Genomic DNA, 16396 nt, shown 5'->3' on the forward strand with positions numbered 1-16396 from the left:
GATGCATATAGAAATGATCGTTCCTCAACTTCAATACCCTCTATGAGCTTGATATTGGCAAGTCGAAGGTCACAAATCCATTCACATGCCTCAACTTGATATGTTTCCTGTTATTGAAGTGGCTAGTTACTCGAAAATGGCCAGAAATGGAGCAGCTGCAGTATCAAGGCAACCAAAGATATTTTTCTGTAAGAAGCATGGATATTGTAAGGCAACGGTTTGATCAGGCCGGAATTGCGCCAAATAAAATGGCACGATAGTTATTTACGCCGGAAGAGTGAATTATTGTGGCGTGATTTTTTCAATCGCGCCATAATAAACGAACTATGCCAAAAAAAATCTCTCAAAGCGACCTAGATAGCATTGTCAAAATAGTGGCCATCTTCCCTAACGGGGCTGGCATTGAAGAAATCTCCTCCGCTCTTGAAGGTAGAGTGCCTCGTCGGACCTTGCAAAGGCGTCTGGCACTACTTGTAGAACAAAAACGCCTCATAAAAGAGGGGCTGGCGAGGGCCAGTCGATATCGGTGTTTGCCTGGCCTCACCGGTAAGGCAAATCTAGAAAAGGAATCCGATGTATTGGTTGACAGTCAGGAAGCATATATTCCATTATCCCCTGAAGGCGAAGAAAGTAAAAAGGCTATTCGAAAGCCTATCCACCGCCGCCAACCTGTAGGATATAATCGCACTTTTCTTGATTCATACCGGCCGAACAATACATTCTATCTTACCGAAGAAAATCGACAGCAGCTTTACGAAGTTGGCCGTTCGCCGGAAGAGCTGAGAATAGCCGGAACCTATGCACGGCAGATATTCAATCGTCTATTAGTCGATCTCTCATGGAACTCGAGCAGATTGGAAGGGAATACTTATTCGCTTTTGGAAACCGAGCGCCTACTTGAGCTTGGCGAAGCTGCAGAAGGCAAAAAAGCAGCGGAAACACAGATGCTCCTCAACCACAAAGACGCAATCGAACTTGTTGTGGAACAGGCCGACGAGGTGGGTTTCAACAAATACACCATTCTTAACCTGCATGCCTTGTTGTCCAACAATCTTCTGGCAGACCCACATGCATGTGGTCGATTGAGAGCAGTCCCGGTAATGATTGGCGGGTCAGTCTATCATCCCTTGGAAATACCCCAGCTGATAGAGGAATGCTTCGAACAAATCCTAACCCTTGCATCAGAAATAGAGGATCCATTCGAACAGTCCTTTTTTGCAATGGTACATCTCCCATATTTGCAGCCGTTTCTCGATGTAAATAAACGTGTTTCCCGACTTGCCGCAAATATCTCGCTGCTTCACCGGAATCTCTGTCCTCTCTCATTCCTCGATGTGCCAGGGCAGGCTTACATTGATGGTACAGTGGCTGTTTATGAGCTCAACCGGGTTGATCTGTTACGTGATGTCTATATCTGGGCCTATCAACGATCATGTGCACGTTATTCTGCGATTCGACAGTCTCTTGGTGAACCCGATCCTTTTAGGTTGCGATACCGTCTGCAAATAAAAAATCTCGTGGCAGAGGTCGTGAAAAATTGTATGGATAAACGTAAAGCCATTCAATGGATAGCCAAATGGTCTGAAAAAGAGATTCCATCCAATGATCAATCACGTTTTATTGAAGTGGTTGAGACAGAACTCAGCAACCTGCATGAGGGGAATTTCGCCCGTTACGGATTACGCCCATTGGATTTCTTGGGTTGGAAAGAAGCTTGGCGTTAAGAGGAGACAATCTAAAAATGGAAAATAGAGTTTACACCGTCCAAAATGCTAATACACATTATCTTAAAAAGATAACTGGCAATGTCAAATGAAGAAACAGAATTTATTGCGTAGGTAGGGCTTGCTGAGCAACAAGCAAGACCATGAATTTGTGTTTAAAAAATAGTATAATCGGCGTCGTAAGTGCACAGAAAACGGCTGACACCTTCCAAAACCCTTGCACCTTCCGACAGTAACACCATGTACAAGCATAATCAGAAGCAGCTCGAACTCCCTGAATTTTCTCTACCCTTTCACGGAGAGCTGGCACCTGACAACAAATGGGTAAAATTAGCTGCCTTGATCCCCTGGGTGCAGTTCGAAGAACGCTATAGGGAAAATTTCTCGAAATCCGGTACCGGGCACCCGGCTCTCTCTGTGAGAATGGCCCTCGCCGCACTGATCATCAAAGAAGAACTAGGTGTCAGTGACAGATTATGCGTTGAGCAGATCACGGAAAATCCGTATCTGCAGTACTTTTGCGGGCTCAAGTCCTTCATCACCATGCCACCGTTTGACGCCTCCATGTTTGTCCATTTCCGTAAACGCTTTCCAGCAGATGTGTTGAGCGAGGTCAACAATGCCATTGCAGAGAAGATGCACGGAGATCAGGACCCACCGGCATCCGGCCAAACACCCCCAGGAACCGATACCGAGACGACGAGCGACCAAAAACCATCTCGCAACAGCGGCCAGTTGCTGGTGGATGCCACATGTGCTCCTGCGGATATCACCTATCCCACCGATATCAAACTCCTCAACAAGGCCCGTGAGAAGAGTGAGCAGATCATTGATATCCTGCATGAAGCCAGAGGACGAGGATATAAGAAGCCGCGCACCTACCGTCAACGAGCCAGAAGACAATTTTTGTCTATTGCCAAAGACAAGCGGATGAGTCGCAAAAAGATTCGAAAGTGCCTCCGTCGGCAATTAGGGTATCTGCGGCGCAATCTCAACTCCATTGATCAACTTGGTGAGCATCGAGGATTTACACTGCTCGGCCGTCGCCATTATAAAGAGCTGCTGGTGATTTCTGAGGTATACCGCCAACAACAGTGGATGTACGAGAACCGCAGTCATCGTATTGATGACCGTATTGTCAGCATTAGTCAACCGCATGTTCGACCGATCAAGCGTGGTAAAGCTGCTGCTGACACTGAGTTCGGGGCCAAAATCAGTATCAGCCTTGTGCACGGCATCAGCTTTGTCGACCATATCAGTTGGGACAACTACAATGAAAGTTGTGACCTTATTGCTCAAATCGAGGCGTATCGTACGCGATATGGTTGCTACCCGGAATCGGTGCATGCCGATAAAATTTATCGTAACCGCGAAAACCGCCGATATTGCAAGCACCACCAGATTCGATTGTCTGGCCCCAGGCTTGGCCGACCGCCAAAAGTGACCCAGGAAAATGCCAAAGCACTCCAAGCAGCAAAACAGCAGGCCAGGCAGGATGAAATTGACAGAAATGCGGTTGAGGGCAAGTTCGGTCAAGGCAAACGCCGCTATAGTTTGAACCGGATCATGACCAAGCTGTCATGTACCAGTGAAACCGCAATCATGATCAGTTTCTTGGTAATGAACCTGAAACGGTGGCTGGCCATCGTCGTTTTATTATTTTTTCAAAGAACAAAAGCTCGATTTGCGAATGTTTGGTGGACGCCTCATAAACTTTCTTGCCTTTTGGCCGGGTTTAAAGCCATCGAAGCCGCAAGTGGTTAATCGTTGTTCAGCAAACCCTAGGTAGATTGTGAGGGTAGGAGGAAATATTTCATTGGAATTGCCCAGAAATGGAGCAATTACTGACTTTACCTTACCAAAGAATCCGTTAAGTTCTGTGGTTGATTACCGGCATTAACATTGCCAGTACGAAGGTGAGTAGTCAAGCCGGCTACTCCGGTTGAAGATGTTTCCTGTTTATGACCGATACTGACGAGTCGGTCTTCAACTCCATATCTTCCCAAAAATGTTACTCCATTTCCATGATCATTGGAGGGACCACCATCATGCTTCCAACACAAAAACAAGTGGTGAGGCACTCTGTCAGGTAATATTATCGTGTCACCGAGAATACAAGAAAAAGAAATAATGTGCCGTTTCTTTCACCCTGAGAACGGGATTTAAGGTAGACATTTCTGAGGTAGTTTAATGTTCTGCAGAAATGACTGGTAAGGTTAAATTATACCTCAAATTACCTACCTACTGCCGTTTTCGGCACTAAAATCCGGTTCAATTTACCTTCATCAGGAGTTATTTCCAAAATAGACAATCAAGAAGGTCAATCCAAAATAATTTTCCATTTGCTTAACCTTATCAATGGTCACCTACAGTTAGATTGCCATCGGCCACGGGTTAAGATGCTGCTTGTCAGGTGGCCGCAGGCAACCTAACTTACAGGCACTATATATATCAAACCGTAGCCTAAAGTCCTTTACTTTCGATTTTTTCTTGCCACCTCATCACCAAATTGTTCCAGTTCTTTTGCCGTGATCAGACGGTAACTTGTACTTCGTCCTCCGCCCGGATTTTGAATTAGAATATGCCGGGTGACGAGTTCTCGTATATCCCTAAGTGCAGTGTCCGATGAACATTTGGCGCACTTGGCATATTTCGATGTGGTCATGTGTCCCTTAAAATTATCGAGCATGCGATTTATAATAAGGCGCTGTCGTTCATTCACTGGGTCAAAATTGACCCGGTTCCACAGTTCCGCCTTAAATAGGACCAAGGACAGTGTATCTTCTGCATTATCAACAGCATGCGAAAAACAGTTCAAAAACCATGACAACCAAGAGGTAATATCGACATTACCTTTTTGCTGTCTCTCAAGCTGTGTGTAGTATGCTTTGCGTTCCTTCTCAATTTGTCTGGACATAGAATAGAAACGACTGGATGTTCCATCTGCCCTTGCCAGAGCCATATCCGCAATTGCACGAGCAATTCGTCCATTGCCGTCTTCAAATGGGTGAATAGTGACAAACCATAAATGGGCAATACCCGCTTTAAGCACCGGGTCCAGCCTCAAGTCAGTTTCGAACCACGAGAGAAACTTCGCCATTTCCGCATCAAGCCTGGATGCCTCCGGCGCTTCATAGTGCACCGTTTCATGCCCTATTGGACCAGACACAACCTGCATCGGGCCCGCTTCTGCTGGTCGCCAAGCACCAACGGTGATACGATGTATACCGCTTCGACCTGTCGGAAACAAAGCCGCATGCCAGTCGAACAGACGTTCCTCTGTCAAAGCCTGATTGAAATTTTGTGTCGCATCCAACATCATCTCAACAATGCCTTCAACATCGCGACCGACAGACTTGTTGTTTTGTAGCGGAATACCTAATCTTCGAGCAATAGAAGATCGGACTTCATCAGTATCAAGTTTTTCGCCCTCTATAGCTGACGAGTTTACAACATCAGTTGTGAGGATATTCAGGCTGGCCTCCTGTCTGATCGGGAAACCTAACGCCTCCATCTTACCCAGTAAACGCCCCTGCCGGTGCCGAGCATCGGCGAGCAACAACGCAAGGGTTTGATCGTCCCAAGTAAAATTTGGCCAGTCTTTCTCTTCATAAATCCACATGCATAATCTCCGTATCATATGCGGTGATTATATAGAATATTTGCCGCAAAGGGTATCAAAAACGCAAATCATGCGGTGAATAGTAGCCTTAATCACCGCAAACGGCCCCTGCTTCGAAGCAGCAAAGGAATACTCTTAACTTTTGATATTTTCCTTTAATCGAGCGGGGAAATTATTATCTCGGTTGCCGTTCTCAGGTAGCACTTTAAGGTGCAATTGATTTATGCCACAACAGAATCGTACAAAAACAGATCGAAGATTAGAACTAGCAGTTCTAAACACAGAGCATTGCCACTGATTTTACATTCTTCCTGTTTCCTTCAAAATCAACTACCGACCGATATTTTTATTCTCCAGAAAGGTAAAACTGTATCTGCACAGGAACAGCCTAAAGTTCAGACACCTCTAGCAAAGATGCGGTTAACAATTAAACACATGCTTGACAATCGATCTGTCGGCAATAATGTAATTTTGAGATCGCTCGTTTCGCAATTTCTTCCACTAACCCATCCAACTACGAGCCGTTGTCAATGACGGCTTAATTAAGGCTTTTCGACCGCGGCGTTATTTCCTTTGGGGAGTATTATGAAAACAACACTTTTTCTTTCAGTTTCAATTGACGGGATGATCGCTGACAAGCAGGGTATACCTCTCTTCCCAGAGGGCGCGTGGGAAGATTGGTGCTCTTTAGTAAATGATACTGGAAACGTCATTGCAGGGCGTAGTTCTTTCGAACAGGTGAACAACCCGGAAATGGGTGCGGCTCTGCATCCGGAATACAAAGTTGTTCTTTCTTCCAAAGACCTAGATTTGGCCGATTCTGGTTGGCAACAAGCAAAATCTCCTGAAGAAGCGTTAAAAATTTTAGAGGAGGCAGGGGTTGAAGAGGCTATTATAGGTGGAGGCCGCACTGTCGCACGTACTTATATGAGCGAGGGACTTATTGACTACATCGTTATTGACTTACAGCCGGTTGCCTTTGGTGAAGGCACCCCTATGTTTGGTGACACTATCGAGTTCCCCCAACTGAAACTTTTAGAATATAAGCCCTTGAATGAAAATACACTTCGCTTACGATATGAGGTTGTTAAATTAGAGGGATAACAACGCAATGCTCGCGTAGTTAACCTTATTCGTTATATCAAAGGGCTGAATATCTGCCAGCACTATTCGTTGAGGTAATTACTGTTAATCAACCCAAGGGTTGATAACGTTGATACCCGCTGCTTGGAATGGGCTGACGTCTCTTGTCGCGACGCTAAATCGGTTAGCAGCCGCAATAGCCGCAATATATCCACCTGCTGCTGCAATCGCTAAACCGGTAGATTTTGCTTTTGCCATGAGCTCAGCGTAAACAGCCGTGCAGGCCACATCAAACGGACGCACACGTCCTGAAAACAACGGCAGAAGTTGATTTTCAATACTGGTATGCAGTTCATCTCGTCGCTTTCCAGCTGGAAGGCTTGCAACTCCAAAACGCAGTTCAGCGACAGTGATAGCTGATAAATATAGTGTTTCTAGTGATTGTGCATCAATCCAGTCAATAACACGGGCCTCAGGGGCGCGACGCAACGGTTCCGAAATTACATTTGTATCTAAGAGTATCATTCAAAATCCATCGGTTTCGCTGGAGCTTTATCTCGGCTCTGCTCAAAAATCGTAAACTCATCATCGGTCAAGTTGATTTTACGACCAATGCGAGCAAGCAGTGAGCCAAGTTTTACCCTTCCTTCTGGCTGGACGGCATTTTCCAATATCTCACGAATTTCAGCTTCGGCGCTTCGGCCATGCTTTGCGGCTCTAACCCGCAGAGCGCGATGCACCTCATCCGGTACGTTTCTGACAGTGATTGACGGCATGATTTCACCTTTACCCCATGCTTTATTTGCTTGCATTTTAACATAATGCAAGCAACCGTCGCAAGCCTACTTTTCACAGATCGGAATAGCTTAGCCCAACCGCTACCCTGTTTCACGTTTAGGACGTCGAACCATTTTTAAAAAAACTGCAACCGATGATATTTCATCATCAACCAATTAAAAACTCAAGACTTTCAAAGGCAGGCCAAATACCAATTACAAGTATTTCAGAATTTAGATTGCTCCCGGGAACAATCACACGACATCTTTCCTCGGTTGGCGACATGGTACTCATCCCATTGCTTCCACAGGTCACTGAAAATTCGACAACCATCATCGATACAATTCTGGGGCTCCACCCCCAGTTCTATTCTTCCCTGAATAACAAGTATTGCATCATAAAAATGACCCATATCCAAAAAACCCAGGTCAACGACATTAAGCTGTGAAGGCCTCTCCATTGAAAGCCGACAACAACACCTGTGCCGCCGCTCTACTGCCGCTTGTGTCATTCTGCGCTGCTTTCACCAAAGTTTCTACAGCTAATCGGTATCTTTCTCGCTTTACAGCCATTACCCAGACCAGATTCTGACTGGTTTATATTGATGCTTGAAGCGTTCTTTACGCACCCGTTCAAACTCTTTCATCATCGCGCCTTCATCGAGGAAACGCTGGGTTAGTTTTGGTTGTCCTCGGGTGCCGATTCTGCCCCAATGTCGAATGACAATGCATCCAAAAAGGTCTCGACCAGCGATTAAATTATAGAAAGCTCGTTTATTTCGTTCAGGGATAACACACTCGAAATATATCCTCGTTTGACAAATCATCCCTCAACCTCTCCGCATTAAAGGCTCCTTGCTATTTTCAGCTACCCCCTACCTTTTTCCCCAATCCAAGCTCCAGCGAACCGTAACCTGGGTAAATCAACCACTAGGATATTAATGAAAAAATGAATTATTGAATTCATAATTTACTGCCAGCAACGATGACAGAGTCTCTATAACTCGTAACACTCTCAACAGCACCGATCAACTTAAAATATCGATATATCAAGCATTAGCAAAAGATAGCGAATAATAGAAACAAACAAGTTATTACGAAAAAACAGGTCCAATCTGATTTATAATCGGAAAATCCGTAAAGGATATGGCGGGTAAATTTTAGAAAAAGCTTTTGCTGGAAAGGTGGTTACCTGTTGACACACTCAGAGAAGGAAAATACGGGTTACATGGTGCCAGCTACTTAAAATCTCATTATGACGTCAACCTGTTTGCCATATGAAAAATGGATCGCTACAATAATCTTGTGCCACAGTGTTGCTGCCAGCACCAGTGTAGACAACTTTTGCTCACAGTACCGTGGCACTTCCTTCATACTCCATATCCGCCACCCCTCTTTTACATAAATCCAAGATGAAACACTTGCTTCTCGTAGCATCCCTGATCGTAATCACCACATTCCCGTTGCCAGTGAATGCCGAACCGAACGATGAGCCTGGGGACGACAATTACTGCACAGATGAATCAAGCTGGCACGAGTGGCATGCCCTCCTCGAAAAGCATCCAGATGATGATGCCATCTATTCACTCTATGCCTTACGGCTGGGTCTATGCTCGATGGTAGAGTCTGGCGCCATAGACAAAGAACGAGCTATCAACATTTTTGAACGAATGCGAGACACTGTGATTCAATTCCACCAAGAGAGAGGAAGTAATCAGGAAAGAAAAAATGATGGTAGGCTGAACTTGACCTGACAGACTCTTTAAAAGGGCCGAAAACTGACCGGTCAAACCCAAGCTACAAAAGTTAAACCTCAACCACCTTTGCCTCAGGAGCAGCTTTTTCAACCGCCTTGGCACCTGACCTTGCACCACTTGCTGACGCATATCCCTGTGAACTGAGAATAACTTGGTGGTTTTTGGCTTTGAGATTGAAATAGTGTTTACCGTTTTTGCCTTCCTTAAAATCATAGAGGGTTGCTTCAGCGGCATTCTTCTTGACTGAATCAATCCCCTTCTGAGCAGCTGCTTTCGTTGTATACGCTTCAGACGATCCAATATTTTCCCCATTACCTGCTTTCAGACGGAAACGAAATTGGCCGCTCTTGTCTTTGTACAGTTCGAATTTACCAGCCATGATGCACCTCTTAATGTTTATCAATACTTGTTGTTGAGACCACAATCGTATCATTCAATAGGATGATAATACCTGGTTTGCGGACCTGCTGTAAACATTTGGGAAATACATAGTCCTCAAGCTCTGGCCATGGGTATAAAAACGTACTAATGACAACCTGAATTAAAATGGAGCAAAAATGGAGCAAAAATGGAGCAAAAATTAAAAAAACTCAATTTTTCTACATTAAAACAGATAAATAATTACAAATAAACCTAGGTTCAGGGTCTAGTGAGGGTTCCCTCGTGGGAGTTCGACTCTCCCCTTCGGCACCATAAAAAAACAAGGCTTTATCCTTTAATTTCAAGGATAAAGCCTTTTTTTGTGCTTTTACAGACGCTTCCACCACCTGCCTTGGCCGCAGAACTTTGCAGATGGTACAACGGTATCCCCCCCCTCATCCATGACCACAAATGAGCTGTCATAGACAAAATTGGTCTGCTGGGCCAGTCAAAGAATTAACGTACACGCCTGCAAGCAATCTGTGTCTACTATCCTTCAAACTGAGCCATCAAGTTTTGCAAGCAAAAATGATCTGTTGAGATTGCATCGCAGGACCTTTACCCCCATTGAAATGGTGCTTGAGGAAGAAAACCGAAGGGCTTTACAAAACGCCTCCGCCCATAGACATCTTCTATTTCAATAATTGCTTTTATTGTTTTTTCCATTTGGACAGATGTGCAAATATCCTTTTATATTTACGGCAATTATACTGAGGTCAATGGATAAACCTGCTCGTTTTCAACCACCCTGCACATAACGACAGCACCATTGATAATTCTGTTTTACAAACTAAGGAACGAAGAAAATGGGCGAAGATTACACACAAATGTGGACGGATTTGGGGCTTGATTTGGAAGGTCATGATGCACTGCTTGGAGTACTTGGAGCAGCATATGGTGATATCTATATGGCCCAGAAGGATCGGCCGGAGGGTATGGGCTATTTTGACTTTGTAATGAGCGAGGTTCATGGCCTTCGTATCAAAGAACTGCTTGATGAAAAAGCCTCGGGCAGAAAAATTATCGGCTCCTATTGCGTTTTCGTGCCTGAAGAGATCGCCCTTGCAGCAAATGCCACACTGGTTGGCCTCTGTTCGGGAGCCGACTTTGCCATGGAAGAAGTGGAAAAGCTGCTTCCGCGCAACACCTGTGCGCTTATCAAATCCTCATTTGGTTTTAAGATCGGCAAAGTCTGTCCGTATCTTGAAAGTGCTGACATGATCGTTGGAGAAAACACCTGCGACGGTAAAAAGAAGGCCTATGAGACCTTGGGCGGGATGGTCGACAACCTTTATGTCATGGACCTGCCGCAAGTAAAATCTGCAAACGGTAGAGAACTGCTCAAAGCTGAATTTATTCGTTTCAAAGAAGCGGTAGAAGAACTTACCGGAGTACAAATCACTGCCGAGTTACTGAAAGAGGCAACAAAAACAGTCAATGCCAAACGCGCAGCAGTGCATAGGCTGTCAATCCTGCGTAAAGCTGACCCTGTTCCCATTTCCGGCCTTGATGCCTTGCTTGTCAATCAGGTCTTCTTTTACGATAATCCTGCACGATTTACAGAATCAGTAAATAAAATCTGCGACGAGCTTGAAAAACGAATCGCAGATAAAACAGGTGCCTTTGAAAAGAGCAGGCCAAGAATTCTGATATCCGGCTGTCCGATGGCAGTGCCAAATTGGAAACTGCCCCTCATTGTTGAAACTTCAGGTGGTGTTATCGTTGGCGAGGAGTCCTGTGTGGGCGAACGAGGTACCAGAAACCTGGTAGACAATTCTGCACCAAGTGTCGATGACATGATCGAAGCCCTTGTTGAGAGGTACTTCAAAGTCGATTGTGCCATCTTTACCCCAAACAATGACCGCTTAATGCATATTGAAGAGATGGCAAGAACCTATAATGCTGACGGCGTGATCCATTACGGTTTGCAATTCTGCCAACCATATCTCATGGAAGCGATTCCTGTAGAGAAAAGCCTGGAAGACAAAGGCATTCCCTGCCTACGAATTGAAACTGACTATTCTATGGAAGATATGGGGCAATTGAAAACTCGGGTGGAGGCATTTGTTGAGCAACTCAGTTAGGAATACATTATGCGCTACGCTGGAATAGACATAGGCTCCAGATCCATTGAACTTGTTGTGATTGATGAATCCGGCAAGAAGGTGAATTCCTTGCAGGCGGATACAGGCTTTGATCCAATCTCCGAGGCTAAAAAAATGATCACCGAGGTAGAATATGACCATATTCTCGCCACAGGCTATGGACGCAGCCTTTTTGAAGTTTCGTTTGATGCGTCTACGGTGACGGAAATAAAGGCCCATGCGACAGGCGCATGGGCTAGTTTTCCAGGCGTCCACACAATTCTTGATATTGGAGGTCAGGACAGCAAAGCAATTTCCTTACGGGATAACGGCAGTGTAAAAAAGTTTGAGATGAACGATCGATGCGCCGCCGGCACAGGAAAATTTCTTGAAATAATGGCCAAAAGCCTTGGTTTTGATATTAGTGATTTTGGAAACGAAGCTCTTTTATCAGAAAAAGAACTTAACATTTCAAGCATGTGCACTGTATTTGCAGAATCCGAGGTCACATCACTGATTGCAAGAGGTGAAAATCCAAGGGAAATTGCCAGAGGATTACACGACAGCGTAGTGCGAAGGGCTGCGGGGATGATTAACCGGGTGTCCACAGAAGGAAAAATCGTCTTCACAGGAGGGGTTGCAAAAAATCCCTGCATGGTTGCACTGCTCTCCGAGAAACTGGGCCGCCAAGTCCTTATCCCCGAAGACCCACAGTCTACGGGAGCATTTGGAGCTGCGCTCCTTGCTCAGAAGGCTGGTTCGACCACCGTAGGATAGTTTTTATATATTTGATTATCAGGAAACACCTCGGATAGCACATCTATCCGAGGTGTCACTTTTTCACCACCCCTCTTACAGCACCTCCTACCAGGAATTCGGTCCCGGTGTCAGGTCTTGAAATGCTACATTATCTGTTGCTGGCACTATCAGATGTTTAGCAGTTCCCTGCTCAACCAGCATTAAGCCTGGGGTTTAAAATCCAAAATCAACACCTCGGCGCTAGGCAAGCTCCCGCAGGCCTTGGCAAAGGGCGCTGTTTTTCGCGTGTGCCTACGTAATTGCAGTACCGTTTTTAACAGTTTTTATGCAGAAAACCATTTCAAGTCAGCTGGTTGCAAGGCTACTCAGTATCTTCTTCTCCCCCTTGGGCAGCTCATTTAATTTGTAAAAACTGTGGCCCGGGGTGGCGAACTCCGTTGCCCTATTTGAGACGCAACACGCCTGATCTGTGACCAGGGTTTTCGCATTTCAGCTCCGCTATCCGCTCTACGAACAGCGCTGTCTAACAGCTTGCTACATTGCCCCCATTAGCATCCAAAGCTGACTCTTTTGACTTGAGCATCTTTTCTCTTTTAACGATCCTAACCAATTAAAATAAATATACTTTTAAGAGAAAAAATATGCAGCCCTTCGCCGAGCACGAGGGAAAATTCAAAGCTGAAAGGGGTCAAACTTCGACGCTGATCAACAGGAGTACGAGTGGAACAGGGGGATTCCCCCTATTGAAACCTGACATTTAATGACTATTTTGTAATTTATGTCTTTTTGTTAAAATGAAAAAAGGACTTCTAGCTGGTTCACCTGGAAATTCAGCAATGCGTCATGGGTTGTGGATACGCCATGGCAGCGCAGCTAACCTATCAATCGGCCACCTTGCGAAGATAGGGGGGCTGGTGCTCTAGCGAGGTAAAGTTGGACTCTGGAGGGTACCGTTGGGGAAGCGAATTGTGGCTTGTGCGCAAATCGGCGAACAGCTGTCAGCGGCTGATACAGCAAAAAGAAAAAGGACTAAAAGGACTATATGGGGTTAGACAGGATATTTTGATTTGTAGGTATTGATCGGCACTACCTGCTTATCTGAAAGTTTTTTCCATGTTGAGAAAATACAGGACCTGTTCAGTACAGGCTGTAAACACCAATTCATTATTTGGCCTCCCTATGAATCCCTATGAATCCCTATGAAATACTTAATTCATTAGCTAGCCATATAAGTGTCATTGATTCAAATGGAATTATTCAATTTGTCAATGAATCATGGCTGGATTTTGCCCAAAATAATGATGGTGATATCGAGAAAATAAGCAAAGGTACCAGCTATGTAGAAGTCTGTGAGAAAGCATGCAAAACTGATAAATTACCAGAGGTTCAATCCGCACTAGATGGTATAAAACAACTTCTTCTTGGAGAGCTCGACACCTTTGAGATAGAGTATCCCTGTCATTCGCCCTTGGAAAAAAGATGGTTCCTTATGCGATGCTCGAAAATGGCAACGCATGAAAATCTCATTGTTATCTCCCACATAAATATATCGAGACAGAAAGAGCTTGAAATCGCAATAAGAGAGGAACAGGATAAGTATCAAACAGTTGTGGAAGCTTTAATGGTGGGTGTTGCGATTGTAAATTTAGACGGGATAATTCAGTATGCAAATTCAGCCTTCTCCGAACTGTATCAATATACGAACAATGAGCTTATTGGTATGCATGCAACTCAGATTATACACCCAGATTTTCGCACTGAGTTCAATAGGTTCACAGAGGAACTGGCAGCCACGGGTCGATTTACAGGTAGCACGATAGATATAAGAAAAGATGGGAGCACATTCCACACTGAAATAAGCGGTGTGGCAATATGGTACAAAGGAAGTCCGTGCCTGTTGGCAGTGGTGCATGATGTCAGCGACAAAATAAAAGCAGAAGCGGCGAGAAAGCAAGTCCAGGAGTTGTACACAGCGCTGTTTGAAAACAACCATAGCATGATACTTCTTTTGGACCCACTGAATGGAAAAATAGTCGATGCCAATCCATCTGCATGTGAATTTTACGGGTATCCAAGATTAAACATGCAAAACATGAATATATCCCAAATCAATGTACATTCAAAACCTGAAATCAAGACGGAAATGACACATGCTGCTACGGAGGAGAAGAATTATTTCAATTTCAAACACCGTCTCGCAAATGGTTCTACACGTGACGTCGAAGTGTTCTCTGGGCCTATAAAAGTAAGTAAAAAAACACTTATTTGTTCAATAATTCACGACATCTCAGAGAGAAAAGCATTTGAACAGGAGCGTGAGAAGTTGATTGAACAGCTACAAAACGCTATCGAGGAAATAAAAACATTACGAGGGATAATCCCCATCTGTGCGCACTGCAAAAAAATTAGAGATGACCAAGGGTACTGGCAACAAATTGAAAAGTATATAACCGAACATTCAGAGGCTAAGTTTAGCCATGGCCTCTGCCCGGACTGTATAGTTACGCTCTACCCAGATTTTGTTTCTTCCAATAAAGACTGAACCTCACACCTGCCTATCTATCTGATACGTATGATAGATTTTTGGCTCTACGCAGGAAACGGTGCATAAAAAAACTTAACAAATTAAAAAGCATGAGTTCTTTTAGGTAGATAGAGGCCGGCCAGCCATCCTTCTACCTACAGAGGAACTCATGCTTGTTGAACAGATAATCAAACAGACGGTTGATTTGCAAGGTTTTCGAGTACATAGGGTCACCAATGATCCAGACGGATTTGTAGCTGAAATTCGACCTGACGCCCGGTATGGAATCCGCTGTGGAACATGCGGCCACCTTGCCACGTATCGAGACAGGCGTGATGAACGTTATTTCCGTCATGTGCCCTTGTGGAATATTCCAGTCTGGTTCAGGTATCAGCCCCGAAGGGTATACTGCCCCAGGTGCAGAGGTATCCGCATCGAAAAGCTTCCCTGGGTAAAGGGCAAGCACCGATTTACCCTGGCCTACAGCTGCTTTCTTGCCAAATGGGCTGAAATGCTTCCGTGGTACTCGGTGGCCAAACTGTTCAACTGCTCCTGGGGCACCGTGACCTCAGTGGTATCACCCACATCGGCGTTGATGAGATTTCGCGTAAGAAGGGTCAAGTGTATCTCACCAATGTCTATGATCTCCGCTCAAAAACATTGATATGGAGCGGAGTGGAGAGAACCAAGGACGCTTTGCGATCTTTTTTCACCTATCTCGGGCCAGAGCGTACGGCAGCCCTCCAGGGTATTTGTTGCGATATGTGGAAACCCTATGTCGAGGTGATCAAGGAATGCGCTCCCCAGGCAACTCTGGTCTTTGACAAATTTCATATCGTTCGCCACTTGATGGAGGCCGTAGACCAGGTCCGCCGTGACGAGATCCGCGAGAAAGGCAAAGAGCATAAAGCTCTCATGAAAGGCAGTCGGTATATCTGGCTCAAGAACCCTTGGAACCTGACTCCGAAGCAGCAAGTCAGGCTCAGCAGCCTTGAGCATATGAACCTGAAGATCAACAGGGCGTATCTCCTCAAAGAGCGTTTTCGCGACCTGTGGTCATACGAGACGAAACCGTGGGCCAGAAAGCATCTGAAGCAGTGGTTCTGGTGGGCGACCCATTCCCGCCTGCAACCCATCCGTGATTTTGCGTGGATGGTCCGGCGCCACGAAGAAAACATCCTAACCTGGTTTCACATGCCCATCAGCAACGGCACTGTCGAGGGGCTCAATAACAAGGCCAAGGTGGTCAGCCACAAGGCCTATGGGTTCCGAACTGCCGAGAACTTTATCTGCAATCTCTACCACTGCATGGGTAACTTACCGACTCCACCGATCTTGCACCGATTTGTGTGAGGAACCAGATTTTTTATCCACCAAGAGAAATCCTTCCACCACATTCGCTGAAGGAGTGTCAAACAGCTTGCAACTTTGTCCCTTATCAGCTTCCAAAGGTGAAAGAGGGCAAACTTCGACGCTGATCAACACCCGGATGTCAAGAGGGGGAGAATGCTGTGGAATTTTATCGGTCACACTATTCGTTCCTTTCCTATACATTATTAATCCTCCATGCCGCACAGCCGGCGTCAAAGCCGGTATCAATGCTGACCACGGTCATTGCTTACTCCTTTACATCATTCACGGTCACAA

At 45.3% G+C, this 16396-nt stretch carries 14 protein-coding genes; 8 read left to right on the top strand and 6 right to left on the bottom strand.

Annotated elements, in window-relative coordinates:
* Positions 1-326 precede the first annotated feature (326 nt).
* Together ACZ52Z_RS08360 and ACZ52Z_RS08365 are read left to right on the top strand one after the other, a co-directional pair.
* Positions 327-1724, top strand: a complete 1398-nt coding sequence (locus ACZ52Z_RS08360) for a Fic family protein (protein WP_464270279.1) — start codon at positions 327-329, stop codon at positions 1722-1724.
* Positions 1725-1964: 240 nt separating this feature from the next.
* Entirely contained in the window at positions 1965-3488 is a 1524-nt protein-coding gene (locus tag ACZ52Z_RS08365) for an IS5 family transposase (protein ID WP_464270280.1), read from the top strand.
* A 709-nt stretch (positions 3489-4197) separates the two neighbouring features.
* On the opposite strand, the gene ACZ52Z_RS08370 is transcribed toward ACZ52Z_RS08365, so the two are convergent.
* Positions 4198-5346, bottom strand: coding sequence for a Fic family protein (locus ACZ52Z_RS08370; protein WP_464270281.1), 1149 nt, complete (start codon positions 5344-5346; stop codon positions 4198-4200).
* A gap of 585 nt (positions 5347-5931) precedes the next feature.
* Between ACZ52Z_RS08370 and ACZ52Z_RS08375 the strand changes: the two genes are divergently transcribed.
* Entirely contained in the window at positions 5932-6450 is a 519-nt protein-coding gene (locus ACZ52Z_RS08375) for a dihydrofolate reductase family protein (RefSeq protein ID WP_464270282.1), read from the top strand.
* A gap of 84 nt (positions 6451-6534) precedes the next feature.
* Here the strand turns inward: ACZ52Z_RS08375 and ACZ52Z_RS08380 are convergent, their stop codons facing one another.
* Positions 6535-6954 (bottom strand): PIN domain-containing protein, encoded by a 420-nt coding sequence (locus tag ACZ52Z_RS08380; protein ID WP_464270283.1) that lies wholly within the window; start codon positions 6952-6954, stop codon positions 6535-6537.
* Positions 6951-7205, bottom strand: coding sequence for a FitA-like ribbon-helix-helix domain-containing protein (locus tag ACZ52Z_RS08385; RefSeq protein ID WP_464270776.1), 255 nt, complete (start codon positions 7203-7205; stop codon positions 6951-6953). The genes ACZ52Z_RS08380 and ACZ52Z_RS08385 overlap by 4 nt, the downstream gene beginning before the upstream one ends.
* Positions 7206-7489: 284 nt before the next feature.
* On the opposite strand from ACZ52Z_RS08385, the gene ACZ52Z_RS08390 reads away from it, so the two are divergent.
* Positions 7490-7654, top strand: coding sequence for a hypothetical protein (locus tag ACZ52Z_RS08390; protein ID WP_464270837.1), 165 nt, complete (start codon positions 7490-7492; stop codon positions 7652-7654).
* Here the strand turns inward: ACZ52Z_RS08390 and ACZ52Z_RS08395 are convergent.
* The 3 genes from ACZ52Z_RS08395 to ACZ52Z_RS08405 form a co-directional block, all read right to left on the bottom strand.
* Positions 7644-7778 (bottom strand): DUF7673 family protein, encoded by a 135-nt coding sequence (locus ACZ52Z_RS08395; RefSeq protein WP_464270284.1) that lies wholly within the window; start codon positions 7776-7778, stop codon positions 7644-7646. The genes ACZ52Z_RS08390 and ACZ52Z_RS08395 overlap by 11 nt on opposite strands.
* Complete coding sequence (locus ACZ52Z_RS08400; RefSeq protein ID WP_464270285.1) at positions 7778-8032, bottom strand: WGR domain-containing protein; 255 nt, start codon at positions 8030-8032, stop codon at positions 7778-7780. The genes ACZ52Z_RS08395 and ACZ52Z_RS08400 overlap by 1 nt, the downstream gene beginning before the upstream one ends.
* A gap of 979 nt (positions 8033-9011) precedes the next feature.
* On the bottom strand, positions 9012-9341 hold the full coding sequence (locus ACZ52Z_RS08405) for a YegP family protein (RefSeq protein WP_464270286.1): 330 nt from the start codon (positions 9339-9341) through the stop codon (positions 9012-9014).
* 847 nt (positions 9342-10188) lie between these two features.
* Between ACZ52Z_RS08405 and ACZ52Z_RS08410 the strand changes: the two genes are divergently transcribed.
* The 4 genes from ACZ52Z_RS08410 to ACZ52Z_RS08425 all read left to right on the top strand — a co-directional run bounded on the left by ACZ52Z_RS08410 (position 10189) and on the right by ACZ52Z_RS08425 (position 16102).
* Complete coding sequence (locus ACZ52Z_RS08410; protein WP_464270287.1) at positions 10189-11466, top strand: double-cubane-cluster-containing anaerobic reductase; 1278 nt, start codon at positions 10189-10191, stop codon at positions 11464-11466.
* Positions 11467-11475: 9 nt separating this feature from the next.
* A complete protein-coding gene (locus tag ACZ52Z_RS08415; RefSeq protein WP_464270288.1) occupies positions 11476-12243 on the top strand; it encodes an acyl-CoA dehydratase activase in 768 nt (255 codons plus the stop codon).
* Positions 12244-13414: 1171 nt separating this feature from the next.
* A complete protein-coding gene (locus ACZ52Z_RS08420) occupies positions 13415-14767 on the top strand; it encodes a PAS domain-containing protein (protein ID WP_464270289.1) in 1353 nt (450 codons plus the stop codon).
* Between the two features lie 501 nt (positions 14768-15268).
* Positions 15269-16102, top strand: a complete 834-nt coding sequence (locus tag ACZ52Z_RS08425; RefSeq protein ID WP_464270290.1) for an ISL3 family transposase — start codon at positions 15269-15271, stop codon at positions 16100-16102.
* The last annotated feature ends 294 nt before the right edge of the window (positions 16103-16396 follow it).

Source organism: Desulfogranum aggregans, from assembly GCF_055398265.1.

Coding starts and splice junctions, on each gene's coding strand:
- ACZ52Z_RS08390 (WP_464270837.1), top strand. CDS start 7,490: ATGGTACTCATCCCATTGCTTCCACAGGTCACTGAAAATTCGACAACC.
- ACZ52Z_RS08375 (WP_464270282.1), top strand. CDS start 5,932: ATGAAAACAACACTTTTTCTTTCAGTTTCAATTGACGGGATGATCGCT.
- ACZ52Z_RS08380 (WP_464270283.1), bottom strand. CDS start 6,954: ATGATACTCTTAGATACAAATGTAATTTCGGAACCGTTGCGTCGCGCC.
- ACZ52Z_RS08420 (WP_464270289.1), top strand. CDS start 13,415: ATGAATCCCTATGAAATACTTAATTCATTAGCTAGCCATATAAGTGTC.
- ACZ52Z_RS08365 (WP_464270280.1), top strand. CDS start 1,965: ATGTACAAGCATAATCAGAAGCAGCTCGAACTCCCTGAATTTTCTCTA.
- ACZ52Z_RS08385 (WP_464270776.1), bottom strand. CDS start 7,205: ATGCCGTCAATCACTGTCAGAAACGTACCGGATGAGGTGCATCGCGCT.
- ACZ52Z_RS08360 (WP_464270279.1), top strand. CDS start 327: ATGCCAAAAAAAATCTCTCAAAGCGACCTAGATAGCATTGTCAAAATA.
- ACZ52Z_RS08370 (WP_464270281.1), bottom strand. CDS start 5,346: ATGTGGATTTATGAAGAGAAAGACTGGCCAAATTTTACTTGGGACGAT.
- ACZ52Z_RS08415 (WP_464270288.1), top strand. CDS start 11,476: ATGCGCTACGCTGGAATAGACATAGGCTCCAGATCCATTGAACTTGTT.
- ACZ52Z_RS08410 (WP_464270287.1), top strand. CDS start 10,189: ATGGGCGAAGATTACACACAAATGTGGACGGATTTGGGGCTTGATTTG.
- ACZ52Z_RS08405 (WP_464270286.1), bottom strand. CDS start 9,341: ATGGCTGGTAAATTCGAACTGTACAAAGACAAGAGCGGCCAATTTCGT.
- ACZ52Z_RS08400 (WP_464270285.1), bottom strand. CDS start 8,032: ATGATTTGTCAAACGAGGATATATTTCGAGTGTGTTATCCCTGAACGA.
- ACZ52Z_RS08395 (WP_464270284.1), bottom strand. CDS start 7,778: ATGGCTGTAAAGCGAGAAAGATACCGATTAGCTGTAGAAACTTTGGTG.